Source organism: Pelomonas sp. Root1237 (assembly GCF_001425055.1).
In the GTDB taxonomy this organism is placed as follows: Bacteria; Pseudomonadota; Gammaproteobacteria; order Burkholderiales; family Burkholderiaceae_C; genus Pelomonas.
Genome location: NZ_LMDK01000021.1, coordinates 60,279 through 84,901 on the forward strand (window position 1 = coordinate 60,279; position 24,623 = coordinate 84,901).

General features: G+C 68.3%; 27 protein-coding genes. 13 read left to right on the forward strand and 14 right to left on the reverse strand.

What is annotated here, in order from left to right; genetic code table 11:
• Nucleotides 1–37: 37 nt before the first annotated feature.
• Complete coding sequence (locus ASC91_RS26565; RefSeq protein WP_056204681.1) at nucleotides 38–550, reverse strand: GNAT family N-acetyltransferase; 513 nt, start codon at nucleotides 548–550, stop codon at nucleotides 38–40.
• 38 nt (nucleotides 551–588) lie between these two features.
• Here ASC91_RS26565 and ASC91_RS26570 point away from each other — a divergent pair, with 38 nt between their 5' ends.
• Entirely contained in the window at nucleotides 589–1,224 is a 636-nt protein-coding gene (locus tag ASC91_RS26570) for a DUF938 domain-containing protein (RefSeq protein ID WP_056204684.1), read from the forward strand.
• Here the strand turns inward: ASC91_RS26570 and ASC91_RS26575 are convergent.
• Nucleotides 1,200–2,105: a LysR family transcriptional regulator gene (locus ASC91_RS26575; RefSeq protein WP_056204688.1), complete on the reverse strand. Its 906-nt coding sequence runs from the start codon at nucleotides 2,103–2,105 to the stop codon at nucleotides 1,200–1,202. The genes ASC91_RS26570 and ASC91_RS26575 overlap by 25 nt on opposite strands.
• A 109-nt stretch (nucleotides 2,106–2,214) precedes the next feature.
• Between ASC91_RS26575 and ASC91_RS26580 the strand changes: the two genes are divergently transcribed.
• Both ASC91_RS26580 and ASC91_RS26585 read left to right on the forward strand, forming a co-directional pair.
• A complete protein-coding gene (locus ASC91_RS26580; RefSeq protein ID WP_056204691.1) occupies nucleotides 2,215–2,970 on the forward strand; it encodes a glucose 1-dehydrogenase in 756 nt (251 codons plus the stop codon).
• 336 nt (nucleotides 2,971–3,306) lie between these two features.
• Nucleotides 3,307–4,074 carry an AraC family transcriptional regulator gene (locus tag ASC91_RS26585; RefSeq protein WP_056204695.1) on the forward strand — a complete coding sequence of 256 codons (768 nt, stop codon included), beginning with the start codon at nucleotides 3,307–3,309 and terminating at the stop codon, nucleotides 4,072–4,074.
• Nucleotides 4,075–4,101: 27 nt separating this feature from the next.
• Here the strand turns inward: ASC91_RS26585 and ASC91_RS26590 are convergent, their stop codons facing one another.
• The 6 genes from ASC91_RS26590 to ASC91_RS26615 form a co-directional block, all read right to left on the reverse strand.
• Nucleotides 4,102–4,527: a hypothetical protein gene (locus ASC91_RS26590; protein WP_056204696.1), complete on the reverse strand. Its 426-nt coding sequence runs from the start codon at nucleotides 4,525–4,527 to the stop codon at nucleotides 4,102–4,104.
• Nucleotide 4,528: 1 nt separating this feature from the next.
• Nucleotides 4,529–5,260 (reverse strand): ABC transporter ATP-binding protein, encoded by a 732-nt coding sequence (locus ASC91_RS26595; protein WP_056204699.1) that lies wholly within the window; start codon nucleotides 5,258–5,260, stop codon nucleotides 4,529–4,531.
• Nucleotides 5,257–7,032: an ATP-binding cassette domain-containing protein gene (locus ASC91_RS26600; protein ID WP_056204703.1), complete on the reverse strand. Its 1,776-nt coding sequence runs from the start codon at nucleotides 7,030–7,032 to the stop codon at nucleotides 5,257–5,259. The genes ASC91_RS26595 and ASC91_RS26600 overlap by 4 nt, the downstream gene beginning before the upstream one ends.
• A gap of 4 nt (nucleotides 7,033–7,036) precedes the next feature.
• The gene (locus tag ASC91_RS26605; RefSeq protein ID WP_056204706.1) at nucleotides 7,037–8,074 is read right to left on the reverse strand and encodes a branched-chain amino acid ABC transporter permease; all 1,038 of its coding nucleotides are present in this window, start codon (nucleotides 8,072–8,074) and stop codon (nucleotides 7,037–7,039) included.
• 78 nt (nucleotides 8,075–8,152) lie between these two features.
• On the reverse strand, nucleotides 8,153–9,844 hold the full coding sequence (locus tag ASC91_RS26610) for an ABC transporter ATP-binding protein/permease (protein ID WP_235532117.1): 1,692 nt from the start codon (nucleotides 9,842–9,844) through the stop codon (nucleotides 8,153–8,155).
• Nucleotides 9,845–9,972: 128 nt separating this feature from the next.
• Nucleotides 9,973–10,401, reverse strand: coding sequence for a BON domain-containing protein (locus ASC91_RS26615; RefSeq protein ID WP_056204712.1), 429 nt, complete (start codon nucleotides 10,399–10,401; stop codon nucleotides 9,973–9,975).
• A 195-nt stretch (nucleotides 10,402–10,596) separates the two neighbouring features.
• On the opposite strand from ASC91_RS26615, the gene ASC91_RS26620 reads away from it, so the two are divergent.
• Nucleotides 10,597–12,576 (forward strand): AsmA family protein, encoded by a 1,980-nt coding sequence (locus ASC91_RS26620; protein ID WP_056204714.1) that lies wholly within the window; start codon nucleotides 10,597–10,599, stop codon nucleotides 12,574–12,576.
• Between the two features lie 33 nt (nucleotides 12,577–12,609).
• Complete coding sequence (locus tag ASC91_RS29075; protein WP_082533043.1) at nucleotides 12,610–12,771, forward strand: DUF1328 domain-containing protein; 162 nt, start codon at nucleotides 12,610–12,612, stop codon at nucleotides 12,769–12,771.
• A 139-nt stretch (nucleotides 12,772–12,910) separates the two neighbouring features.
• On the opposite strand, the gene ASC91_RS26625 is transcribed toward ASC91_RS29075, so the two are convergent.
• Complete coding sequence (locus ASC91_RS26625; RefSeq protein WP_056204716.1) at nucleotides 12,911–13,381, reverse strand: hypothetical protein; 471 nt, start codon at nucleotides 13,379–13,381, stop codon at nucleotides 12,911–12,913.
• A gap of 104 nt (nucleotides 13,382–13,485) precedes the next feature.
• Nucleotides 13,486–13,941 carry a MarR family winged helix-turn-helix transcriptional regulator gene (locus tag ASC91_RS26630; protein WP_056204720.1) on the reverse strand — a complete coding sequence of 152 codons (456 nt, stop codon included), beginning with the start codon at nucleotides 13,939–13,941 and terminating at the stop codon, nucleotides 13,486–13,488.
• A gap of 230 nt (nucleotides 13,942–14,171) precedes the next feature.
• On the opposite strand from ASC91_RS26630, the gene ASC91_RS26635 reads away from it, so the two are divergent.
• The 4 genes from ASC91_RS26635 to ASC91_RS26650 all read left to right on the forward strand — a co-directional run bounded on the left by ASC91_RS26635 (nucleotide 14,172) and on the right by ASC91_RS26650 (nucleotide 20,066).
• Nucleotides 14,172–15,419 (forward strand): MFS transporter, encoded by a 1,248-nt coding sequence (locus tag ASC91_RS26635; RefSeq protein WP_056204723.1) that lies wholly within the window; start codon nucleotides 14,172–14,174, stop codon nucleotides 15,417–15,419.
• Nucleotides 15,420–15,642: 223 nt separating this feature from the next.
• A complete protein-coding gene (locus tag ASC91_RS26640; RefSeq protein ID WP_082533044.1) occupies nucleotides 15,643–17,568 on the forward strand; it encodes a TonB-dependent siderophore receptor in 1,926 nt (641 codons plus the stop codon).
• Nucleotides 17,568–18,119: a YfiR family protein gene (locus ASC91_RS26645; RefSeq protein WP_056204725.1), complete on the forward strand. Its 552-nt coding sequence runs from the start codon at nucleotides 17,568–17,570 to the stop codon at nucleotides 18,117–18,119. The genes ASC91_RS26640 and ASC91_RS26645 overlap by 1 nt, the downstream gene beginning before the upstream one ends.
• A gap of 42 nt (nucleotides 18,120–18,161) precedes the next feature.
• Nucleotides 18,162–20,066: an ATP-binding protein gene (locus tag ASC91_RS26650; protein WP_235532118.1), complete on the forward strand. Its 1,905-nt coding sequence runs from the start codon at nucleotides 18,162–18,164 to the stop codon at nucleotides 20,064–20,066.
• Here the strand turns inward: ASC91_RS26650 and ASC91_RS30720 are convergent.
• On the reverse strand, nucleotides 20,063–20,197 hold the full coding sequence (locus ASC91_RS30720; protein WP_268795293.1) for a hypothetical protein: 135 nt from the start codon (nucleotides 20,195–20,197) through the stop codon (nucleotides 20,063–20,065). The two genes, ASC91_RS26650 and ASC91_RS30720, sit on opposite strands and share 4 nt — an antisense overlap.
• Nucleotides 20,198–20,215: 18 nt before the next feature.
• On the reverse strand, nucleotides 20,216–21,217 hold the full coding sequence (locus ASC91_RS26655) for a thioredoxin family protein (RefSeq protein ID WP_056204731.1): 1,002 nt from the start codon (nucleotides 21,215–21,217) through the stop codon (nucleotides 20,216–20,218).
• 78 nt (nucleotides 21,218–21,295) lie between these two features.
• On the opposite strand from ASC91_RS26655, the gene ASC91_RS26660 reads away from it, so the two are divergent.
• On the forward strand, nucleotides 21,296–21,892 hold the full coding sequence (locus tag ASC91_RS26660; RefSeq protein ID WP_162247872.1) for a TetR/AcrR family transcriptional regulator: 597 nt from the start codon (nucleotides 21,296–21,298) through the stop codon (nucleotides 21,890–21,892).
• 185 nt (nucleotides 21,893–22,077) lie between these two features.
• On the opposite strand, the gene ASC91_RS26665 is transcribed toward ASC91_RS26660, so the two are convergent.
• On the reverse strand, nucleotides 22,078–22,980 hold the full coding sequence (locus ASC91_RS26665) for a LysR family transcriptional regulator (RefSeq protein ID WP_056204737.1): 903 nt from the start codon (nucleotides 22,978–22,980) through the stop codon (nucleotides 22,078–22,080).
• A gap of 99 nt (nucleotides 22,981–23,079) precedes the next feature.
• Here ASC91_RS26665 and ASC91_RS26670 point away from each other — a divergent pair, with 99 nt between their 5' ends.
• From ASC91_RS26670 to ASC91_RS26680, 3 genes are read left to right on the forward strand one after another with little or no spacing between them, the layout of a single operon-like run.
• Complete coding sequence (locus ASC91_RS26670; protein WP_200955355.1) at nucleotides 23,080–23,817, forward strand: SDR family NAD(P)-dependent oxidoreductase; 738 nt, start codon at nucleotides 23,080–23,082, stop codon at nucleotides 23,815–23,817.
• A gap of 4 nt (nucleotides 23,818–23,821) precedes the next feature.
• On the forward strand, nucleotides 23,822–24,187 hold the full coding sequence (locus ASC91_RS26675; RefSeq protein WP_056204741.1) for a nuclear transport factor 2 family protein: 366 nt from the start codon (nucleotides 23,822–23,824) through the stop codon (nucleotides 24,185–24,187).
• 2 nt (nucleotides 24,188–24,189) lie between these two features.
• The gene (locus ASC91_RS26680; protein WP_056204744.1) at nucleotides 24,190–24,411 is read left to right on the forward strand and encodes a 4-oxalocrotonate tautomerase family protein; all 222 of its coding nucleotides are present in this window, start codon (nucleotides 24,190–24,192) and stop codon (nucleotides 24,409–24,411) included.
• Between the two features lie 85 nt (nucleotides 24,412–24,496).
• Here the strand turns inward: ASC91_RS26680 and ASC91_RS30725 are convergent, their stop codons facing one another.
• A complete protein-coding gene (locus ASC91_RS30725; protein WP_268795294.1) occupies nucleotides 24,497–24,619 on the reverse strand; it encodes a hypothetical protein in 123 nt (40 codons plus the stop codon).
• Nucleotides 24,620–24,623 lie beyond the last annotated feature (4 nt).

The window sequence follows — 24,623 nt, forward strand, 5'->3', positions numbered from 1 at the left end:
CGCAAGTCATTCTTTCCGCGGCCGATGGGAGTCGCCGTCAGCTCAGCCGTCGCCCCACCAGCACCAGGTCCTTCTCCACGCCCTCCAGCCGCGCCACCCGCGGCATGAAGCCCCAGCGCTCGAAGCCATGCTTCTCGAACAGGCGCAGGCTGCCAACGTTGGACGCAAAGATCGTCGCCGTCAGCGTCTCGATGCCCAGCGCGGGCGAACTGGCAATGGCCTGTGCCAACAGATAGCTGCCCAGGCCCCTGGCCTGGTAGGTGGGGTGCAGGTAGATGGCCAGGTCGGCCGTGATGAAGTAGCCCGGCCTCTCGTTCATAAAGTGGAAGAAGCCGAGATAGCCGATGGCGCCCCGGCCGGGCCTGTCGCTGTCCTCGGCCACCCACAGCGGCCGGTGGTCGGGCGTGTGCTGGTCGAAAGACGGGCGGCGTTTGGCCACGGTCGTCGGTTCGAGGTCGCAACTGCAGGTGCGCGTCGCGACGGCGAAGTTGTAGATGTCGACGATGCGCGGCAGGTCGTCGGCGATGGCATCGCGGTGCAGATAGGCCATGAGGGGCGAGGTTAGCGGCGGCAAGGCAAGATGCCGCCATGGACAACCCTCGCCGCCACAGCCCCGCCGCCGAACGCAACGGCCCGCCCATCCTCGCGGCCCTGCAGCGCCTGTTGCCGCATCGACCGTCAGGAGGCCTGCTGCTGGAAATCGCCAGCGGCACGGGCCAGCATGCGGCTTTTCTCAGCGAAGGGTTGCCGGGTTGGCAATGGCAGCCCAGCGACTTCGATGCGGCCTCGCTGCCATCGATTGCCGCCTGGTGCGAAGGCCTGGCCCGCGTGCGCCCGCCCATCACGCTGAACGTGCTCGACGCCGACTGGGCGGGCGTGCCGGCGCAGGTCGACGCGATCTACTGCGCCAACATGATCCACATCGCGCCCTGGGCCAGCACGGCCGGGCTGATGCAGGGCGCCGCGCGGCATCTCGCGCCCGACGGGTTGCTGATCACCTACGGCCCCTACCTCGTCGACGGCGAGGCCACGGCGCCGAGCAATCTCGCCTTCGATGCCGACCTGCGCGAGCGCAATCCAGCATGGGGCATCCGCCGGTTGAACGATGTCGCGGAGCAAGCCGCGGCCGCGGGTCTGCAACTGCGCGAACGGCTGGACATGCCGGCCAACAACCTGCTGCTCGCCTGGCAGCGCATCTCTCAGGCCAGCCCGGCCGCCAGGTGATCGCCAAAAGCCCTGACCTTGGCTGAGTTGCGCCGCTGCGGCGGGCTGACGAGCTGAATGGGAATATCGCGGCCTGGCCAATGCGGCAATGCAGGCTCCACCTCGCCGCTGGCCAGCTCGGCCTCGAACAGCCAGGTCGGCCCGAGGGCCAGGCCCATGCCGCTCAGCACCGCCTCGCGAATGACCTCGCCATTGTTGGTTTGCAGATTGCCGCCCACCTGCACCGTGACAAGGCTGCCCGGCGCGGCGCTGGCGCCCGGGCCGGCCGCCAGCGTCCAGGCGTCACGCGAGCGCAGTTCGCTGTAGACCAGGCAGTTGTGAGCCAACAGATCCGCCGGCTCGCGCGGCGGATCACCCCGCCCCTCGAAGTAGCCGCGCCGCGCGACGACCAAGCGCCGCGTCGTGCCGATGCGGCGCGCGACAAGGCTGGAGTCCGGCTGCTCGCCGATGCGCACCGACACGTCGATGCCCTGCTCGATGAGGTCGACAAAGCCGTCGCTGACGCGCAGGTCGATCCTCACGCCAGGGTGTGCAGCCAGGAAGCTGCGCACCAGCGGCAGCAGCTTGAGCCGGCCGAAGCTGACCGACGTCGCGACGCGCAGCCAACCCTGCAACCGGTGCTCGCCCGCGCGCAACTCGCTCTCGGCCTCGGCGATCTCGGCCACCAGCCGCCGCGCCTGCTCCACATAGCGCTCACCCGCCTCGGTGAGCTTCAGCGCCCGCGTGCTGCGGGCCAGCAGCTGCGCGCCCAGTGCCTTCTCCAGCGCCGCCACCTGCTTGCTGACGGCGCTCTGCGTGCTGCCCAGTTCGCGTGCCGCCGCCGAGAAGCTGCCCAGCTCGACGACCCGCACCAGGGTCTGCATTGACTGCAATCGGTCCATGCCTGCTTGTTTCAGTCTTGATTGGAATAAATCTTAGGCAAACCGGCCGGCTTCTGCATTGAGGAGGCAGCAATCACAGTGAGTTCACTCAACCACTGGAGTCATTTCCATGACCTCGTCTCGCATCGTCCTCATCACCGGCGCCCTGACCGGCATTGGCCGCGCCACCGCCCTCGCCTTTGCCAAGGAAGGCTCAGTCGTCGTCGTCAGCGGTCGCCGCGAACCCGAAGGCCAGGCTCTGGCCGCCGAACTGAAAACGCAAGGCGCCGCAGACGCCACCTTCATCCGCGCCGACGTGCGCCACGAGGCCGAGGTGCGCTCGCTCGTCGAGCAGACGGTCGAGCGCTTCGGCCGCCTGGACGTGGCCGTCAACAACGCCGGCACCGAGGGCAGCAACGGCCCGATCGCCGAGCAGAGCACCGAGAACTACGACGCCATCTTCGACACCAATGTGCGCGGCATGCTGTTCTCGCTGAAGCACGAGATGCGCGCCATGCTGGCCCAGGGCAGCGGCGCCATCGTCAACCTGTCGTCGGTGGCCGGGCTGATCGGCTTTGCGGGCGCGTCGGTCTATGTGGCCAGCAAGCATGCGGTCGAAGGCCTGACCAAGAGCGCCGCGCTCGAAGGCGCCGCCGCCGGCGTGCGCGTCAACGCCGTCGCGCCGGGACCTGTCCAGACCGACATGATGGAACGCTTCCTCGGCCGCAGCGAAGACGCCAAGGCCGGCCTGCTCGCCGCCATCCCGGCCAAGCGCGCCGGCACGGTGGACGAGATCGCGCAGACCATCGTCTTCCTGGCAAGCGACAAGGCGCGCTATCTGACGGGGCAGTCGCTGGCGGTGGATGGGGGGTTCACGGCGCAGTAGGCGCCGCGACCGTGCGGCGCGGGTGTTAGCCTGTGCCGCACGGTGTGTCTCAGGCGCAACGGCAGACGGGTTGGCACGCGCAGTTCGGTCCGCAGGCGCAGCCGGCAGTGGCTGCCGCGGCGGCCAGTTGGGTCGCAAGCGACTGGCAACCGCAGGTGCAGGAGGCGCCGGGGCAGTTGGCGCAATTGCAGGCGGGGGTGGTGGTGTTTTGCATGGATAGCTCCGTGAAGTGACAAAGATGCGGACCGGTTTGTCCGTGAAAAGAATTCTGTTCATTGCGGGCCCTGCCGGCTTGAACAAAACGGCTGATCTGCGCTGGCGCAGCGGGAGGCGTTGATGCCGTCGGCCAAGCCCATCGTCGGCATCGGCCGTGTGCTGCTGTGGAGCGGCGGCAGCCTGTGGATAGGCCGTGCCACGGGCCACGCGCAGGCCCATGCCCATCACGCCATCCAGGTCTCGATGGCGCTCACGGGGCGGCTGCGCCTGTGCGGCGCCGAAACGCCGTGGCGGGACCACGCCGTCGCCATGGTTCACCCCCACCAGCGCCACCAGTTCGATGGCGGCGGCGAGACGGTGGCACAGATCTTTGTGGAACCAGAGACCACGCAAGGCCGCGCCCTGCTGCAGCTGCACGACGCAGCGCCCATCGTCGACCTGCCCAGCGAGACGATTCAGCCCCTGCTCGCTGCCTTGCGCGACGGCTTCGCCAGCGAAGCGCCGGACGAGGCCCTCATCGCCATCAGCCACCGCCTCGTCGACACGCTGTGCGGCCAGGCACTGCCTGCATTCAGCGTGGACCCGCGCATCAGCCGCGCCATCGAATTCATGCGCGAGCGCCTGAGCGAGCCGGTGACGCTCGCTCAGGCCGCCGCCGCGGCGCATCTGTCACCCAGCCGCTTCCGCCACCTGTTTGTCGCGCAGACCGGCATGTCGCTGCGGGCCTATCTGCTCTGGGCCCGCGTCGAAGCCGCCGTTGGTGCGGCCATGGGTGGGGTGTCGTGGACGGAAGCAGCGCAGGCCTGGGGATTTGCGGATTCGGCCCATCTCAGCCGGACGTGTCGGCGCATGTTCGGCATCGCGCCGACGATGTTGGTCAGGCCTTAGTGGGCGGAACGTTGCGATGGTTACGCGTCAGTCCTCTCCGAGGAAGGCAAGCACCAGCGCATTCTCTTCACCACGAAGGAGAACCACTTCGGAAAATGTCCAGTCCCGAATCGGAAAGGTGATGACTGCCGCGTCGACCACAGCCAGTTGTTCGAAGACGCATCGTGCAACTTGATTAGCTTCGTCCGAATCAAATCCCGGCCAACGGAAAACGATGTCGCGCTCAAGTCGGTCAACCAGCTCTCGCAGCCCCTCATCCCTGCTATGGAACTGAACAGGGTTACGTCCCTCCGGCGGACGAAGTTGGTGCGCATAGGCTAGCGCCCACGCCTCCAGCAATCGGTCCACTCTGTCGACTGCAAGCTCCTTAGGCGCACGCGTCACCAGGAACTCGGCTGGATTTGGGCCGTGCTCGATGATGTGATTGATCGCTGAATAGAGCTCCGTGTGCACCTCAGTCCTTGCGCCCCGCGCCCAGATACGTCTCAATGACCCTCGGATCAGCCGCCAGCTGATCCGCCGGTCCACTGAGCCCGAACTCCCCCGTCTCCAGCACATGCCCGTGATCGGCCACTCGCAGCGCCGCACGCGCGTTCTGTTCGACGAGCAGGATGCTGACGCCACTGGCGCGCAGGTCGTCGACGATGGTGAAGATCTCGCGCACGATGAGCGGCGCCAGGCCCAGGCTGGGTTCGTCCAGCATCAACAGTTTGGGCTGGCCCATCAGCGCGCGGCCCAGGGCCAGCATCTGGCGTTCGCCGCCGGACAAGGTGCCAGCCGCTTGCGCGCGGCGCTCCTTCAGGCGCGGGAAGCGCGTGTAGACGCTGTCCATGCCGTCGCGCCAGCGCTTGTCGCCGAGCTTCTTGGGCCGCCAGCCGCCTAGCAGCAGGTTGTCCTCGACGGTCATGGTGCCGAACAGCTCGCGCTTCTCGGGCACCAGGGCCAGACCGGCGAGCACGCGCTCTTCCAGCGTCAGCTTGGCGATGTCTTCGCCCGCAAAGCGCAGCCTGCTGCTGCGCGACGGGATCAGGCCCATCAGCGCGCCCAGCAGCGTGGACTTGCCGGCGCCGTTGGGGCCGATGACGGTGACGACGCTCTTCTCCGCCGCGGTGAAGCTCAGGCCATGCAACACCTCGGCACGCCCATAGCCGGCGTGCAGGTCGACGACCTCCAGCAAGGCGCTCATTCGTCCGCTCCCAGGTAGGCCGCACGCACCGCCGGGCTGGCCTGCACTTCAGCTGGCGTGCCCTCCATCAGCCAGCGACCGAACTCCATGACGACGATGCGGTCGGTCAGCCTCATGACGAAGTCCATGTCGTGCTCCACGAGCAGCAGCGACAGGCCCTCGCCCTTCAGCTGCCGCAGCACTTCGGCGAGCGCTTCCTTCTCCTTGTGGCGCAGGCCGGCGGCGGGTTCGTCCAGCAGCAGCAGCGACGGGTCGCTGGCCAGCGCGCGGGCGATCTCGACGAGGCGCTGCGGCCCCAGCGCCAAGTTGCCGGCCAGCTCATGGGCTTGGTCGCCCAAGCCGATGCGGCGCAGCTGGCGCATGGCCTCGGCGCGGGCCTGAGCCTCTTCGGCCGCATTCAGGCCCAGCATCGCGCGCAGGGTGCCACTCTTGGTGCGCAGATAGGTGCCCAGCGCGACGTTCTCCAGCACCGTCATGTCGGGCACCAGCTTCACATGCTGGAAGGTGCGGCTCAAGCCGGCGCGGGCGATGTCGCGGCTCTCGCGGCCGTCCATGCGTTGACCGAGCAGCTCGACCTCGCCGCTGGTGAGCGGCAGCACGCCTGAGACGAGGTTGAAGGTCGTGCTCTTGCCGGCGCCATTGGGGCCGATGAGGCCGACGATGTCGCCGGCGCGGATCGCAAAGCTGATGTCGTTGACGGCGACCAGGCCACCGAACTGCTTGCGGATCTTGCGCACGTCCAGCAGGGCCGCGCCGCGCTCGGGGTGGCTGCGTGCACTCAAGGCCGGCACCGATTCGTCCACCGCCTTCGCACGGCCCGCCGGCAGCCAGCGTGCAATCAGCGGCCACAGGCCATCCGGCGCAAAGCGCAGCACCAGCACCAACACGACGCCGAAGACGATGATCTCGTAATTGCCCGAGCCGCCGAACACCAGCGGCAGCACGACCTTGAGCTGGTCCTCCGCCAGTTTCACCAGCGCCGCCCCCGTGAAGGCGCCGCCGACCGTGCCGATGCCACCGAGCACGGCCATGAAGAGGTATTCGATGCCGAACTTGATGCCGAAGGGCGAGGGGTTCACGCTGCGCTGCATGTGGGCATACAGCCAGCCCGACACCGAGGCCAGCAGCGCCGCGATGACGAACATGATGAGCTTGTAGCGGAAGGTCGACGCGCCCATGGCCTCGGGCATCGTCGAGCCGCCGCCGCGGTTGGTGTTGAGCGCTCGCATGATGCGGCCTGGCCGCGAATCCAGCAGCCGCGTGACGCCCAAAGCGGCGAGCAGGGCCGCCAGCCAGATCAGCAGATAGATGCGGCGCTCGCTCTGGAAGCTGAAGTCACCAAGCGTGATGGCCGGCAGGCCCAGCAGACCGTCGTATTTGCCGAGAGGCTCGAGGTTTCCGACGAGGAAATAGAGCGCCAGGCACCAGCAGATGGTGGCCAGCGGCAGGTAGTGGCCCGACATGCGCAGCGTCAGCGCGCCGATCACCAGGGCCAGCACCAGCGTGATCGCGAGGCCCGCCACCAGCCCCAGCCAGGGCGACATGCCCAGCGCGTTGCAAAGATAGCCGGTTGCGTAGGCACCGACACCGGCAAACGCGGCCTGGCCAAACGAGGTCAGGCCGCCCACGCCGGTCAGCAGCACCAGGCCCAGCACGACCAGCGAAAAGAGGCCGATGTAGTTGAGCTGCGTGATCCAGAAGTCCGGCACCGGGACAAAGGGCAGGACCAGGACAGCGATGGCGGCAGCGATGGCGAGATGCGTGCGGTTCATCGCGTCAATGCTCCTCGTGGTGCGGATCCACGAAGGACCGCCAGAGGAGGATGGGCAGGATCACCGTGAAAACGATGACCTCCTTGAAGGCGCTGGCCCAGAAGGAGCCGAAGCTCTCGATAAGGCCGACGCCGATCGCGCCGGCCAGCGCCATCGGGAAGCTGGCCAAGCCACCGAACACCGCGGCGACGAAGCCCTTCAGGCCGATCAGGAAGCCGGTGTCGTAATAGATGGTCGTCGACGGCGAGATCAGCAGGCCCGACAGCGCGCCGATGAAGGCCGCCATCGTGAAGCTCAGCGAGCCGGCCGCATCGCCCGAGATGCCCATCAGCCGCGCACCGGTGCGGTTGATCGAGGTGGCGCGCAAGGCCTTGCCCATCAGCGTGCGCTCGAAGAAGAAGAACATCGCCACGAGCAGCGCGATGGAGGCGCCGAAGATGATCAGCGTCTGGCCCGTGAAGCTCAGCGGCCCGACGTCGTAACGCGCTTCCCAGAAGGCCGGTGTGCGATAGCCCTCGGCACCGAAGAAGACCAGGCCGACGCCGGTCAGCGCGAAGTGCACGCCGACGGACACGATGAGCAGCGTCAGCACACTGGCGCCGGACAGCGCGCGGTAGGCCAGGCGGTAGAGCAGCGGGCCCATGGCGGTGACGATGGCCAGCGTCAGCAGCACTTGCATCCACAGCGCGGGCTGGCGCTGGACGATCGACGGCGTCGCCACAGCAATGGCGACGGGCAGGCCCAGCGGCATGATGAGGCGGGACTTGAAGCGCGCCATCGGCCAGCGTTCACGCAGACCCTGAATCACGTCCAGCACCGCGACCGCAATGGCCATCATCAGCAGCAGCCAGACCGTGCCCGGCACCTTGCCCATCTGCAGGGCGGCCAGCGTCAGCGCGCCGAAGGCGACGAACTCGCCCTGGGGAATGAAGATGACGCGGGTGACCGAGAACACCAGCACCAGGGCAAGGGCGACCAGCGCGTAGATCGCGCCGTTGGTCAGGCCATCCAGGCCCAGGATCGCGGCAATCGTCAGGTCCATCGGGGAGGCGCGCAGGCTAGCAGCAGGAAAGTGCGCGGATCGTAGCGACGATTTCCTACTCGACCCTTGCGCGAACCCTCACTTGTCCGGCTTGTCAGCTGGCCGGCGCGGCGTCTTCGCCAGCGTCCAGCGCCCCCCACCGGTCAGCTTCAGCACATGGCGGTGAAAGCCCGCCACGGCGGCGCGGTGGGCGATGCTGATCAGGGTGGTGCCGCGTTCGGCCAGCCGCTGGTACAGCCGCTTCTGGTTGGCATCATCCAGCGCGCTGGTGGCCTCATCCAGGATGGCCAGGCGCGGCGCATGCACCAGCAGGCGCGCGAATGCCAGGCGCTGCTGCTCGCCGCCGCTGAGCAGCTTTTCCCAGTCCTCGCTGCGGTCCAGGCCGCTGTCGCCTTCGGCGAGGTGGCGCAGCTGCACCTCGTCCAACACCTTCAGCAGCGCTTCATCGTCGAGCTTGCTTTGCGTGCTGGGGTAGATGAGCTGGCTGCGCAGCGTGCCCACCTGCAGATAGGGCCGCTGCGGCAGGAAAAAGACATCCTCGCGCGGCGGGTGCAGTACCTGGCCGCTGCCCTGGGTCCACAGGCCGGCGATGGCGCGCAGCAGCGAGCTCTTGCCACAGCCACTGGCACCGGTGATCAACAGTGAGCCGCCTTCCGGCACGTGCAGGGAGAGCTTTTCGACCAGCACCCGGTCACTGCCCGGCGCGTGCACGGTGAGGTCCTTGATGTTCAGCTCGCGGCCTTCCTGGCGGTCGATGCCGGCCTCGGGCAGTGCCGCATCCAGCACTTCGGTCATCACATGCAGGCGGTCGATGCCGGCCACGAAGCGCGAGAGGCTTTCGAAGTTGTCGATGATGAGGGACACCGCCCCCAGCACCGCCGCAAAGGCGCCGCCGGCCTGCACTGCCTGGCCCACCTCGAGTCGCCCGCCAAGCACGTCGGCGGCCAGCACGACGCTGGGCACCAGCAGGCTCAGCTGGCTGAAGGCCCGCTGGAAAAGGTTGAGCCCGAACTGCGCGCGGATCAGCTTGCGTGTGTTCAGCAGCGTGGCGCGCAGGCGCTGCTGCAGCTGGTGGCGCTCCTGGTCTTCGCCGCCATAGAAGGCGATGGACTCGGCGTTCTCGCGCACGCGCATCAGCCGGAAGCGGAAGTCCGCCTCGCGCTTGAGCTGCCAGTAGTTGAGCCGGATCAGCGGCCGCCCGAACAGGCCGAGAGACAGCAGGGTGCCGGCCACTGCGTAGACGACGAGAAAGCCCACCAACGAATGCGACAGCGACCACAGCACGGCACTGAAGGCCACCAGTTGCATCAGCGAGCCCAGCAGGATGAGCAGGAAGTGCAGCGACCGGCTGGTGAAGGTGTTGATGTCGTCGGCGATGCGCTGGTCCGGGTTGTCGATCTCGTCGCCGGCGATGTGAAAGTAACGGCGCTCGCGCAGATAGCCGTCCAGGAAGCGGTGGGTCAGCCAGCGCCGCCAGTCGTTGGCATAGGCGTCGCGGGCGTAGTAGTAGATGGCAAAGATAGGCACCGCGAAGGCCATGATCCACAGCATGGCGCGCACCGCGGCCCAGAAGCGCGGCTCGTCGCGCGCCGCCAGTGCCGAGGTCAGCTCGCCGGTCTGGTTGTTCAGCAACACGGCGAACTGCGTCTCGGCCAGCATCAGCACGATGAGCCCGACCAGAAAGGCCCAGGCCCAGACGCGCCGGTCGCCCACCCAATAGGGTTTGGCCACGGTCATGAAGCGTTTCAATGCAGAAACAGGGGCGGCCATGAGTAAGCGATTGCAGTTGTCTAGACAAGGCTATCGTTACGGCCGGCGGTGGACTGTCGGACGGCATGCCGACGCGGCCAAAGCAAAGGCGCCCTCGCGGGGCGCCTTTGCTTTGGCGAGTTGCAGGGTCAGCCGTTGCGGGTGACCACCAGCTGGTTGTTGACCTGCTTCACCCCGTCGATGGCCGCGGCCAGCGTCGTAGCGCGCTCGCGCGACCTCGGGTCGGGCGCCTGACCGGACAGCGTCACCTGCCCGTCACGGGTGTCGACATTGATCTGCGTGGCCTTCAGCTGGTCATCCACGGCCAGCGCGGCATTGACCTTGGCCGTGATGTTCATGTCTGAAGAAACGCGGGCTGTCGCATCCGCGGCCTCGCGCGCCGACATGCGGGCGTCGGCCAGGACTTCGCTGCCTTCGCGCTTGGCATCGGCCACGGCGTTGTCCGCGCGCTGGCCGGCGCTCAGTTCATCGTCGGGCTGGCGGCTGCAGGCGCCAAGCGCAGCGGCCAGGGCGAGAGTGGCCAGCAGGGGCAGGCGGGCAGTGGTGTGCTGTTTCATTGGGGCGTCCTTTCCGGTGCGAGGCCATCAGGCCGGTTTTCATACTTTGGACGCCTCTGGCCGCACCCGATTTCGGCCCAGGCGCCGATCGCCTGTCGGACCGAACCGACAGGCGCGTGTGTCAGCCAGCGTCCTACAGGCATGGGGCCCCCCGTCCCACGCCGGTCCCGGCAACCGGCCGCGAGCATGGCCTTCATGAAAGTCGCCGTCACCATTGCCGGCGCCGTCGTGCTGGTCGTCATTGCCGTCGTGGGCATGGATCTGGCCGGCTGGCCTGGCCTCGCGCCCCGGCTGGCCGCCCAGGCCGAGCGCGGCCTGGACATGGACGCCGGTGCTCGGCTGCACCTATTGTGGAAACCTCGGCTCGAGGCCCCCCGGCTGCGCGTCAACGGCACTCGCGGCGAGCCCCTGGCCGACGCCAAGGACGTACTGCTGAACTGGCAATGGAGTGACATCTGGGCCTGGCGCCGCGGCGCACCGCTGCGGCTGCGCCTGGTACAGGCCGAGTCCTTGTCCCTGAACTGGCAGCGTGACGCCGCCGGCCGCACGGCCTGGCCGGTGCAACCCTCGGGCGCCCGCGATGAGCCGGCCGAGCTGCCGCAGATCGACCACCTCGTCGTCCGCCACGGCAGCGCCCAGCTGGACGATGCGCCGCTGCTGCTGGTCGGCGACGCCCGCTTCGCGACCCAGGCCGACGGCAAGTGGACGGCCGACTTGAAGGGCAAGTTGCGCGGCCAGCAACTCGCGCTGAAGGCCGAAGCCGGCGCCGGGCTGGCCCTGCTCGCGCCCGCCGACACCGGCCTGCCGCCGGTGCAGCTGCGTGCCGAACTGACCCAGCGTGACGGCCGCATCGCTTTCGCCGGCACGGCCGCATCGCTGCTCGACGCCCGCGCGCTGGACGGCCAGCTGCAGGTGCGCGGCAACTCGCTGGCCGACGTCGGCCGCCCTTTCGGCATCACCCTGCCCAGCACGCCGCCGCTGGAGCTCAGCGGGCGGCTGCAGCATGCCTCGGGCGTCTGGCAGCTGGGCGGTGCCCGTGCCCGCATCGGCAAGAGCCAACTGGCCGGCGATTTCAGCTTCGACACCCGCGAGAAGTCAACACGGCGCCCCATGCTCAGCGGCATGCTGCGTGGCGGCCCGCTGCGCCTGGCCGACTTAGGCCCAGCCGTCGGCGCGGATGCGCCACCCAGCCGCCCGGGCCGCGTGCTGCCCGACCGGCCGCTGGACCTGCCGTCGCTGAGCACGATGGACGCGCGCGTCGCCGTCGCGCTGACCCAGCTCGACCTCGGCAGCGCCAAGCTTGCGCCGCTGGCACCGGTGAATACCAGCGTGGTGCTGGAAGGCGGCGTGCTGACGCTGGAGAACTTCAATGCCGGCGTGGCCGGCGGCGAGCTGGCCGGCCGGCTGCGGCTGGACACGCGCCCCAGCCCGCCGCTGTGGCAGGTGCATGCCGACGTACGCGGCATGGCCATCGAGCAGTGGTTCAAGTTCCAGGCCAAGAGCCTGAGTGAACACCCCGTGACCGGCCGCATGCGCGCCGACATCGACGTGCAGGGCCACGGGGGCAGCACGGCCGCATTGCTGGCCAGCCTGAACGGCCCTATTCGCCTGCAGCTCGACAAGGGCAGCATTTCCCATCTGCTGACCGAAGCCACCGGGCTGGACCTGGCTCAAGGCCTGGGCATCCTGCTGCGCGGCGACAAGAACCTGGCGCTGAATTGCGCCCGCCTGGACGGCAATTTCAAGGCGGGTGTGCTGAGGCCACGCTCGGCGGTGGTGGACAACCGCGACAGCCGCATCGACATCGACGGCCGTATCAGCCTGGCCGACGAGACGCTGGACCTGCGGGTGGTCGCCAGGCCCAAGGACTTCTCGTTGCTGACGCTGCGTTCACCGGTGCGCGTGCAGGGCACTTTGGGCGACCCGCGCATCGCCCTGGAGGGCAAGGCCCTGGGCGGCAAGGCCATTGCCGCCATCGCCCTGGGGGCGCTGGCGCCGCCGGCCGCCCTGTTGGCCTTCGTCGATCCCGGGGAGGACCTGCCACCCGTGAGCTGCGATGGCCCGGCTGCGGCGCCACGTGCGGATGCGAGCGCCAAGCCGGCTGTAACCGCGTCGGCGGCTTCCTACCCGGCAGCGCGGCGGGGGCCGGCACCCCAGCACCAGCGCCAGCCCTAGATTAGCGATGCCAACAGTCCAAGGAGAAACCTCATGCTGCGTTACGCGATCATCTTCTTTGTTGTCGCCCTCGTGGCGGCCCTATTCGGCTTTGGTGGCATCGCCGCCAGCGCCGCAGGCATTGCCCAGCTGCTGTTCTATGGCTTCATCATCCTGGCCATCATCAGCCTGGTGGTGGGGCTGATGCGCAGATAGCGACTCGGTTCGTCCCTGCGCGTGGCCCGCGTTCAGCTTCGAGAAGAAGCGCGACGCGGGCCACGCTTTTTGGTGCAGTTCCGACAGGCCTGCCACAAGCTGACAGGCTCGGAGCAAGGATCAATCGACGGCCAGGCGCTCAACGGCCGCGATGGGGCTGTTCCTGGATGGCGTCGAGGAACTCGCGCAGCGTCTCGCTGCAAGGCCCCTGGGGGCAGAGGAAGAGGCCTTCGGCCTCGGCGGGCACATCGGCCGCAAAGCCCAGTGTGCTCAGCGAATTCATCGCGTCGCCGCATAGCGCCACGGTGCGGCCGCAGCGCCAGGCCATTTTCAGCAGGGCTTGCAACTTGGCGCAGCCGGTTGGTGCGGCCCAGGCGTCGGAATTCAGCACGATAAGGCCGTCGGCCCAATCCGCCTCGACGGGCGGCTCGCCGAACTCGTCGTCCAGACGCCAGTCCAGGCGATGCACGCTGCTGTTTGCCGCCAGCACCGCCAGATCGGCCTCGCAAGCCTGCATCACATCGGCCGTACCGACCACGCAGATCAGCACATCCGCAGCCTGCGAAGGTGCTGTTTCCAGCCGGGGCGGGCTGTCCATCATCGTGTCCATGATTGCATCTCCGCAAATCGGGATGCTTCACTCTCGCGCGGCCACCTCCGCACCCGCGTGAGCCTGCGGCGCGACGCCGTGTAGGACGGCGCGCCAGGCCCGCCTCAGTCCCCCAGGCGACGCTCCAGCATCGCATCGACGCTGTCCGCCAGGCGGCTCAGCAGCCCGCCGAGCACCGCCACCTCCTCGGCGCTGAAGCCCTGCAGCGCCTCCGCGCTCAACGCCTGCATGACGCCGCGCGCCTTGGGCATGCGCTCGCGGCAGGCGGTCGTCAGCGAGATGAGGCGGCTGCGGCCGTCCTCGGGGTCGGGCACTCGCTCGACGAGGCCGTCTCTTTCCATGCGCGCCAGCAGCTGGGCCATGCTGGGTTGCTCCACATGGGCCAGGCGCGCCAGCTCCGCCTGGGAGCGCGGCTTGCCGTCCTTCAGCGCCATCAGCACCGGCAGCTGGCCCAGCGCAAAGCCCTGCTCGCGCAGCAATTGGTCGGCCATGCGCTGGAAGCCGCGGTGGACATGGCCGATCAGCTTCAGCGGCGGTTGGGGTTCTCGAGGCTCGGGCATGGACGCACAGAAAGGACTGATGAACGGTCCTTGACTTTACATAGGCGCCTATCTTAATATGAATAGGCTCCTATGCAGCGAGCTCGGCGTCTCATCCTGCTCCAGTCTCTGCTGCCATGTCCGGGCACGCCCTCGCGCACACTGCGTGGCAGTCCCAACGCCGCCATCGAGCGGCACGCCAGCGCCCAACATCCCCCCATCAGGCCCCGCGCCTGCCACCGCCGCCGCCCATGCCCGAAGCCACCGCTCCAGCCACTGCCCCGCCGCTCGCCTTCACCCCCTACCAGCGCTTTGCCACCGGCCTGCTGACACTGCTGCAGTTCGCCGTCATCCTGGACTTCATGATCATGTCGCCGCTCGGCGCCATGATCATGCCGGCCATGTCGATGACGGCCCAGCAGTTCGGCCTGGTCGTGTCGGCCTATGCCTTCAGCGCCGGCATCTCCGGCCTGCTGACGGCAGGCTTTGCCGACCGCTTCGACCGCAAGAAACTGCTGCTGTTCTTCTACGGCGGGTTTCTGCTCGGCACGCTGTGGTGCGGCCTGGCCACCAGCTTCGAGTCGCTGCTGATGGCGCGCATCGTCACCGGGCTGTTCGGCGGTGTCATCGGCTCCATCGTCATGGCCATCGCCGCCGACCTCTTCGAGCCGGCACTGCGTGGGCGCGTCATGGGCCTGCTGCAGGGCGGCTTTGCGGCCAGCCAGGTGCTGGGCCTGCCTTTCGGCCTCTACCTCGCGACGCACTGGGACTGGCACGCGCCCTTCATGGCGCTGGTGGCTTTCGGAGCGGTCGGTGGCCTGCTGATCGCCTGGCGCATGAAGCCGGTGGACGCCCACCTGAAGCTGCAGAGCGACCGCAGCGCCTTCGCCCACCTCTGGCACACCGTCGCCAAGGCCCGCCATGTGCACGCCTTCGTCATCACGGCGCTGCTGACGACCGGCGGCTTCATGATCATGCCCTTCGCCAGCGCCTTCTCGGTGAACAACGTCGGCATCGACCTGCAGCACCTGCCCATGGTCTATCTCGTCACCGGCATCAGCACGATGTTCGTCGCGCCGCTGGTGGGCCGCCTCACCGACCGCCTCGGCCCGCTGCCGGTGTTCTACGTCGGCAGCGCGATCACCATCGCCATGGTGGCGATCTACACGCGGCTGGGCACGTCATCGCTGACGACGCTGGTCGTCGTCAACGTCATCCTCTTCGCCGGCATCTTCTCGCGCATGGTGCCCTGGCAGGTTGTCGTCACCGGCATCCCCGCGCCGGAGCAGCGCGGCGCCTTCACGGCCATCAATGCGGCGTTGCAGCAGCTGGCTGGCGGCCTGGCGGCGCTGGTGTCCGGCCATATCGTGAGCATTGGCACCGACGGCAGGCTGGAGCACTTTCCGTGGGTCGGCAACGTGCTGATCGGCACGACGCTGATCGTCTGTGTGCTGCTGTGGCAGTTGCAGAAGAACGTGCCCAGGAAAAGTCCACGCTGACGAGCAGGCCGCGCCCCCCGGCCCGGCGGCCAGGCGGATGCTGGCGCCATTGCGCGCTGCCACTCACCCGACGTGGCCGAATCCCGGCGCAGGCACGCAGCGCCCCTGAAACGAGGCGTTTGTCACGGGTTGCCGTCTGGTGCCACATGCGGGCCGATGTCGCGTTGCCGCCATCCGGTCGCTGCGTTATCGTCGAGCGACCGGGTCACCGTTGGGGGGGTGCATGGGGCAGCCACAAAGCCGGGCATGTTGCATTGCAGCAGCTGCGCTATGGGCGGCGCCCGCGGCGGCCCAGGCCCCTCTGGTCGACCTCAGCCTGGAAGAGCTCGGTAGCGTCACCATCACCTCCACTGCCAAGCGTGAACAGCGCCTGGGGGATGCGGCGGCCTCACTCTTTGTCATCACCGCCGACGACATCCGCCGCGCTGGCGTGACCCGCCTGCCCGAGGCCCTGCGCCTGGCGCCGAATCTGCACGTCGCCGAAACCTCGAGCGGCGACTATGCGATCAGTGCACGCGGCTTCAATGCCGGCTCGGCCAACAAGTTGCTCGTCCTTATCGACGGGCGCTCGGTCTACACGCCGCTGTTTGCCGGCGTGTTCTGGGACGTGCAGGACGTGGCGCTGGAAGACATCGATCGCATCGAGGTCAGCAGCGGCCCCGGCAGCACGCTGTGGGGCGTCAACGCCGTCAACGGCGTCATCAACATCATCACGCGCAGTGCCTCGGCCACGCGCGGCAGCCTGGTATCGGCGGCGGCGGGCAGCCACGAGCGCGACACGGTGCTGCGCCATGGCTGGTCGCTGGGCGGCGGCGGCGACATGCGCCTCTACCTCAAGCACACCAGCCAAGGCCGCACCGAAACGGCGGCGGGCACGCCCGTGGAGGATGCGGGCCACATGCTCAGGGGCGGCTTTCGCGCCGACTGGGGCCGCGGCAACGATCGCGTCACACTGCAGGGCAATGCCTATCGCGGCAATCACGGCCAGCCGCTGCCGGGCAGCATCGACGTCACAGGCGTGAACTTCGCGCTGGACACCATCCGGCTCTCCGGTGCCAACCTGCTGGCGCGCTGGGATGGGCCGGTCGGCGGCGGCGAACTCAGCGTGCAGGGCTATCTGGACCGCACCGTGCGCGTGAACCCGCCCACCTTCGACGAGACGCTGGAGATCGCCGACTTCGAAGTGCAGTACACGTTGCGGCCCACGCCTGACCACACCGTCGTGCTGGGCGCCAACCATCGCCGCTCGCAGGACCGCGTCGGCCACGGCGCGCCTGAGTTCGCCTTCCTGCCCGAGCGACTGAACCAGGCCTGGACCAGCCTGTTTGTTCAGGACGAGGTCGCGGTTGCCGAGGGCCTGCGCGTGACACTCGGTGCGCGTGTCGAACGCAATGACTACACGGGCAACGAGTTCCTGCCCAATCTGCGCCTGGCATGGAAGCCTTCGCCCGGCCAGCTGTGGTGGGCTTCGGCCGCACACACCGTGCGCGCGCCCTCGCGGCTGGATCGCGACATCTACATCCCTGCCCAGCCGCCTTTCATCCTCGACGGCGGCGCGGGCTTTCGCGCCGAGACGGCCAATGTGCTGGAGCTCGGCTACCGCGGCCAGCCACTGCCCGCACTGACGCTGTCGGCCACGGCCTTTCATGGCAACTACGACCATCTGCGCACCCAGGAGCTGGCGCCCAGCGGCATGTCGGTCTATTTCGGCAACGGCATGAAAGGCCGCGTCAGCGGCCTGGAGGCATGGGGCAGCCTGCAGGCTGCGTCCTGGCTGCGCCTGCACGGCGGCGTCACGCTGCTGAGGCCGCGCCTGCAGCTCAAGCCGGGCAGCATCGACACCGCCGACTCCGTGGCCGCCGCCGCCGGCGCCATGCCACGCCAGCTGTGGCGGCTGCGTGCGGCCTTCAACCTGCCCAGCGATGCCGAACTGGACCTCATGCTGCGCCATGTCGGCGCCCTGAGCGCGCCAGACGTGCCGGCCTACACGGCCGTGGACCTGCGCCTGGGCCGGCGCATCGGTCCCGATGTCGACCTCGCGCTGGTGGCCCAGAACCTGTTCGGCAGCCACGGCGAGTTCACCGCCATCCAAACCCGCACCGAGTTCGGCCGCAACCTCATGCTCCAGATGCGCATGCGCTTCTTCTGATGAAGGCCGCCCGCCTCGCCCGCCGAACGCTGCTGCTCGCGGCGTTGGCCATCGCGGGCGGCGCGCGTGCGGGCGACGATGACGGCCTGGCCGAATACCAGGTCAAGGCCGCCTTCGTCTGCAAGTTCGGCAACTACATCGACTGGCCACCGCAGTCGCTGGGCCCGGTGGGCGAGCCGTTTCGCATCGGCGTGCTGGCCAGCGAGGCGGTCGTCGAGGAGTTCCGCCGCACCGCCACGGCCACCTCCGTGGCCGGGCGGCCCGTCGAGGTGCGCCGGCTCGTGCGCGGCGAAGTGCCAGAGGGCGTCCACGCCCTCTTCGTTTCGCGCGGCATGGTCTCCTACACACCCAACCTGCTCGCGGCCGTACAAGGGAGGCCAGTCCTCACCGTCACCGAGTTTGACCCCGGCGGCGCAATGGGCATGATCAATTTCGTGGTCATCGACGACAAGGTGCGTTTTGACATCCTGTTGCCGCCCGCCACGCAAAGCGGCCTCAAGATCAGCGTGCGCCTGCTCGGCGTCGCGCGTCGGGTTGAAGGCAAGTCATAGATGTTCAGGCTCTCACTCCAACGGAGACTGCTCGGCGTCACGATGTTGACGGCCCTGGTCGCGTTGCTTGTCGCGCTGGGCGCGATGGTGGCCTATGACCTGAAGTCCTATCACGAAGGCTGGGTGGCTGATCTCAAGGCCCAGGCCGAGCTGCTCGGCCATTCGACGGCGCCGGCACTGGAGTTCGACGACGTCAAGGTGGCCAGCGAGAACCTTGCGCTGCTGCGCCTGCAGCCGCGCGTGCGTGCCGCCGCCATCTACGGCGCCCAGGGCGAGCGCTTCGCCTCCTACACGGCCGCGGGCGCCGACGCGCCGCTGCCCGCGCATGCTGAAAAGCAGGGCGTGCACCGTGCCGACCGCGACATCGCCGTCGCCCTGCCCATCGTGCAGGACGGGCGCGCCATCGGCAGCGTCTATCTGCGCGCCGAGTACGCGCTGCATGACCGCGTGCTGACCTATCTCGGCATCGCCGCGGTGGTCGCCCTGGCCGCGCTGGGCATCGCTTTCCTGTTTTCCATGCGGCTGCAGCGCGCCGTGGTGCAGCCCATCCTCGCCATCAGCGATGTGGCCCGCGACGTCATGCAGCGCCAGGACTATTCGCGCCGGGCCGCCAAGATGACCGACGACGAGGTCGGCGTGCTGGCCGATTCCTTCAACGGCATGCTCGGTGAGATCGAGAAGCACGCCCAGGAAGTCATGCGGCTCAACGAGCAGCTGGAAGCGCGCGTGCACGAGCGCACCGCCCAGCTCGAGACCTCCAATGAGGACTTGCGGCTCGCCACCGCCGTGGCCGAGAAGGCCAACCGCGCGAAGTCGGAATTCCTGTCCAGCATGAGCCACGAGCTGCGCACGCCGCTGAACGCCATCATCGGTTTCGGCCAACTGCTGGGCACCAACATCGCTGACGCCAAGCCCGAGCGGCGCCAGGAGTTCGTCGACCACATCGTCGGCGCCGGCAAGCATCTGCTGACGCTGATCAACGAGATCCTCAACCTCGCGCGCATCGAGAGCGGCCATGTGGAGCTGTCGGTCGAGCCGGTACCGCTGGATGATGTGCTGTCCGAGTGCCGCAAGATGATCGAGCCGATGGCCAGCCAGCGCGCCATCGCCACCCAGTTCGTCAACAGCAGCGGCTGCGTGGCGCTGGCCGACCGCATGCGGCTCAAGCAGGTGGTGCTCAACCTCGTCAGCAACGCCATCAAGTACAACCGCCCCGGCGGCTCGGTGCGCGTGGACTGCGACCGGTTCAATGCCGGGCATGTGCGCATCTCGGTGAAGGACACCGGCGCTGGGCTCCAGCCCGAGCAGGTCGAGGCGCTGTTCCAGCCCTTCAACCGCCTCGGCCAGGAGGGCGGCCCCGAGCAAGGCACCGGCATCGGCCTGGTCGTCACCCAGCGCCTGGTCGAGCTGATGGGCGGCCAGATCGGCGTGCACAGTGTGCCCGGCGAGGGCAGCGTGTTCTGGGTCGACCTGCGGGCCAGCGAACTCCCCGCTGTGCCGCACGCCGAAACTGACTGGGGCGACCTGGCCAGCCTGACGGCCGCGCCGCGTGAGGGCGAGGCGCCAGCCACCGTGCTCTATGTGGAAGACAACCCCGCCAGCCGCCAGCTCGTCGAGGAGCTGCTGGCCGCACGCGGCGACATCCGGCTGCTGACGGCGCCCGACGGCCAGCGCGGGGTCGAGATGGCCCGGCAATATGTGCCCGACGTCATCCTGATGGACAACAACATGCCGCGCATGACCGGGCGCGAGGCCCAGTCCATCCTGCACATGGACCCGCGAACAGCCCATATCCCCATCATCGCGCTGACCGCCAACGCCATGCCCGATGCCGCGGTGGCGGGCCTGGCCGCAGGCTTCTTCCGCTACCTGACCAAGCCGCTGGAGCCGCGGCGGCTGCTGGAGGCGCTGGACAGCGCGCTGGCCACCGCGCGGGCGCGACGCTAGACGCCTGCCGCGGGTTTCTGCTGCTGATCGCGAAAGCGCCGCTGAGCCAGCACCAGCATGCGGGCGAAGGAGACGACCGGGCGCGGCTGCGGCTGCGGCCGCGGAACCGTGGGCAGGGGCAAGGTGTTCATCTGAAGTCCTCAGTGAAGTCAACCGAAGGTGAAGGCATAGGCGCGGGCGCCGGGTGCATCGAAGCGGATCTCGAACGTGCGTGCGCGCACCGGGCCTCGCTGGCGCACCAGCTGATAGAGGCGCTCGCCACTGGCCAGGCCGCGGCCGTCGGCGCCCACGTCCAGGCCCGCGTCGGTGCCAGGCGGCTGGCCGTCGAGGGTGATGCGGAATGGCAGCGGCTTGCCGTCAGTTGCGGGACCAAGCACGAGGTGCAGGTCGCGCGCTTGAAAGCGCAGCGCCACGCTGCCGCTGTCGCCCGACAGCTCGGCGTACTCGGGGCGCACGGTCCAGTCGCCGGCCAGCGACCACTCATTGAGCCGGGGGGTGCCACCGGCATAGCGCTTGAGGCGGTCGGGCAGGATGCCGCGGGCTGCACCGTGCCCATGGCCGAGATAGGTCTCGGGTGAGCGCACATTGGCGATGTCGGGCGCCAGGCCGATGCCGGTCGCCGCAACCTGGGCCATGCCCGCCTCCGGCGCCTTGCCAGCCTCGCGCAGCAGCTCGCGGATGACCCGCTCGGCGCGCTCATAGTCGCCCTCGCCGAGCTGCTGGTGGCGCACGCGGCCCTGGGCGTCAACGAAATACAGCGCGGGCCAGGCCTGGTTGCCAAAGGCGCGCCAGATGGTGAAGTCGTTGTCGAGCACGATGGGGTAGTCGAGCTTTCCTTCCATCGCGGCCTGGCGCACGCGCTTCACATCGCGCTCGAAGCCGAACTCAGGCGCATGCACGCCGACGACGACCAGGCCCTGGGGGCCGTATTTCTGCGACCAGGCGCGCAAGTACGGCAGGGTGCGCTGGCAGTTGATGCAGGAATAGGTCCAGAAGTCGACCAGCACGACCTTGCCGCGCAGGCCGGCGAGTGCCAGCGGCGGTGAGTTGATCCATTCGCCGCCACCGTCCAGGCGCGGGTCGGCCGAGGCGTGAGCGGTCATGAACAGGGCGAGCGCGGCGGCGACGGAGAGCCTTCTGGCGAAGTTCATGACGTGGAACTGCGGGTTGCGAAATCGATGGCGTTCATTATTATTGACCGATCGTTCAAAAACAAGTCCAATTCATTCATGGCAAGACCTTCCGAATTCGACAGGGACGAAGTCCTCCACCGCGCGATGGAGGTGTTCTGGTGCCAGGGCTTCGAGGCGACGGGCATGCCCCACCTCGTCGAGGCCATGGGCATCGGCCGTCAAAGCCTCTACAACGCCTTCGAGAGCAAGCGCGGCCTCTTCCTGGAGGCTCTGCGCCTTTACCAGGCCGAGCGCGCCAAGTCGCTGCAGAAGGTGCTGGCATCCGCGCCCTCGCCGCTGGCCGGCATCGAGACGCTGCTGACGTCCATCGCCACCTCCAGCGGCGTGGCGCGCACGCGCGGCTGCATGTCGGTCAACACCGCCGCCGAGATCGGCACCAGTGACGAAGAGGTCGCCGCCATCCTGCGCGAGGGCGCTAGGCGCTCCAAGGCCGACGTCGCCGCCGCGCTGGCGCAGGCCAAGCAGCAGGGCGAACTGCCGCCCAGCCTCGACGAGACCGCTGCCGCCGACTTCGTGCTGACCGTCATGCGTGGCTTGCGCCTGAGCGCCAAGGCGGGCGCCAGCGTCACCGAGACCCGCAATGTCGTGCGCATGGCTCTGTCGGCCTTGCGCCACTTCCAGGCCGAGGCCTGATCCAGCCACAAGCCCCGGCACCATGCGCGCCATCGAGAAAGTCGTCTACACGGCCCATACCCACACCGCCGGAGGCCGCGATGGCTGGGGCAAGTCCAGCGATGGCCAGCCTTTGACGGCGCCCACCAGCTCTGCCCCCACTCCCATGCGACGCGGGGCAATATCGACCTGCGCTTCGAGGTTCTCTAAGTCGCCAGCAGGTAGTCCACGAAGCACCTCACCCGCAGCGGCACATGCCGCTGATGCGGGTAGAGCAAGTTGAAGGGTCGCGAGCGGCCGCCGAAGGGCTTCAGCAGCTCGACGAGGCGGCCCTGGCGCAGCTCTTCCTCCACCGTGAAGCGATAGGCCTGGAAGATGCCGGCGCCGTGGCGAGCCAAGGTCACGCCGGCCAGCACATCGTCGGAGCAGCTGGTGCCGCCGGTGGTCTGGCGTTCGGCGTCCTTGCCGTCGACACGGAACAACCAGGGAATGGTGCGGCCACTGCTGGGCAGCTCGAACTGGATGCAGTCGTGCTGCGCCAGCTCGTCGAGTGACTGCGGCTCGCCACGCCGGCGCAGATAGTCGGGCGCGGCGACGAGCAACAGCTCGGCGTCCTCCAGGTGCCGCGCGATCAACGTCGAGTCGGCTGGCGCGCGCACGCGCACGGCGAGGTCATAGCCCTCGGCCGCGAAGTCGATGTTGCGGTTGCTGACGTGCACATCCACGCGGATCTCCGGGTAGCGCTCGCGGAAGGCCGGCAGGCGCGGCAGCAGGCGGTGGTGGCCATAGGTCGTCGGCACGCTGATGCGCAGCAGGCCGCTCGGCGCCGCCTGCCGGCCGCTGACCTCGCGCTCGGCCTCCATCAGCTGGTTCAGCACCTGGCGGCATTGCTCGTAATAGGCCTGGCCCGCGTCGGTGAGGCGGATCTGCCGCGTCGTGCGCACGAACAGGCGCACGCCCAACCTCTCTTCGAGGCGCGCCACCGTGCGGCTGACAGCCGCCGGCGTCACGCCCGCCGCCGTAGCCGCCGCCGTGAAGCCGCCCAGCTCCGCCGCCGCGCAGAAGAGCTCCAGGCTGCCCAGCATCAGGTCGTCGAATTGCCGATTCATGCCATCACATCATGTAAATACTGAAGTGGCCAGGATCTTATTTATTGATCACGACGTCGCCAATAGATTTGAGTCCATCGCAACCCAATGGAGTCATCCATGAACCACTCTCCTCGCACCGTCATCGTCACCGGCGCCTCCAGCGGCATCGGTCTGGCCATCGCTGCCGCCTTCCTGAAGCAGGGCGACAACGTCGTCGCCAACGGCCGCAACGCCGAGCGCCTGCAGCAGGCCGCCGTCGAACTCGGCAAGCCCGACAACCTGCTCACCGTCGCCGGCGACGTGGCCGACCCGGCCACCGGCACCCGCCTCGTACAGGCGGCCATCGAACGCTTCGGCCGCGTCGACGTGCTCGTCAACAACGCCGGCATCTTCAACGCCAAGCCCTTTGTCGACTACACGCCGGCCGAGCTGGATGCCCTCGTCGACACCAACCTCAAGGGCTTTGTCTACCCGTCGCAGGCCGCGGCCCGCCACATGGTGGAGCGCAAGGCCGGCCACATCATCAACATCACGGCCGCCATCGCGTCGCAACCCATCCAGGGCGTGCCAGCGGTGTTGCCGGTGCTGATCAAGGGCGGCATCAACCACGCCACCCGAGCCCTGGCGCTGGAGCTGGCACCGCACAACGTGCAGGTAGCCGCCGTTGCACCCGGCATCGTCGACACGCCGATGTACACGGCCGACATGCATGGCTTTTTGAACACGCTGCAGCCGGCCGGCCGCATCGCAACCGTGCAGGAGATTGCCGATGCGGTGCTCTATCTCGCCGGCGCGGCCTTCACGACCGGCGTCGTGCTGCCCGTGGATGGCGGCATGAGCTCCGGCAAATGGTGATGCCATGACCGACCGCGAAGAACTGCTGGCGCTGCTGCAGCGCTATTTCGACGGCCTCTACCGTGGCGATGTGGATCTGCTCGCGCAGGTCTTCCACTCGCAGGCGCGGCTCTACGGCGAGGTCAGCGGCCAGGTGCTGCTGCGCGACGTCGAGCCCTATCTGCAGGTGGTGGCCAAGCGGGCCAGCCCGCAAAGCCAGGGCGAGACCCAGCGCATGCAATTGCAGGCCCTGCGCATCGACGGCTCGGTCGCGCTGGCGACGGCGCGCTGCCAGATGCTGGGCTTCGACTACCTGGACCAGCTCAGCCTGCTCAAGGATGGCGGCCGCTGGTCCATCGTTGCCAAGCTCTATACCCATCAGGAGACCTGACCGTGCCCTACATCCGCATCGAGATCACCCGCGAAGGCGTGACGCTGGATCAAAAGAAGCAATTGATTGCCGAGGCGACCGACCTGATGGTCCGCGTGCTGAACAAGGATCCGGCGGCCACCTTCGTCGTCATCGACGAGGTCGACACCGACAACTGGGGCGTTGCCGGCCGCACCGTCACCGAGCTCCGGCACGAGCGGGCGGCGGTGCCAATAAAAAGATGAGGGCGCTCGCCATCGGCCGGCGAGGACCCTCATCGAAACACCAGCGGGCCACACCCGGACCACTGGCGGAGACACAGGCGATGAATCAGAAGCTGGCGCGCAGACCCACCTGGCAAGTGCGACCCGGCTCGCAGAGCGCGTACGGCGCGTTGGCCAACTGGAAGCTGGTGCGCTGCGAGGCGCGGGTCAGGTGGACGACGCCGAACATGGCC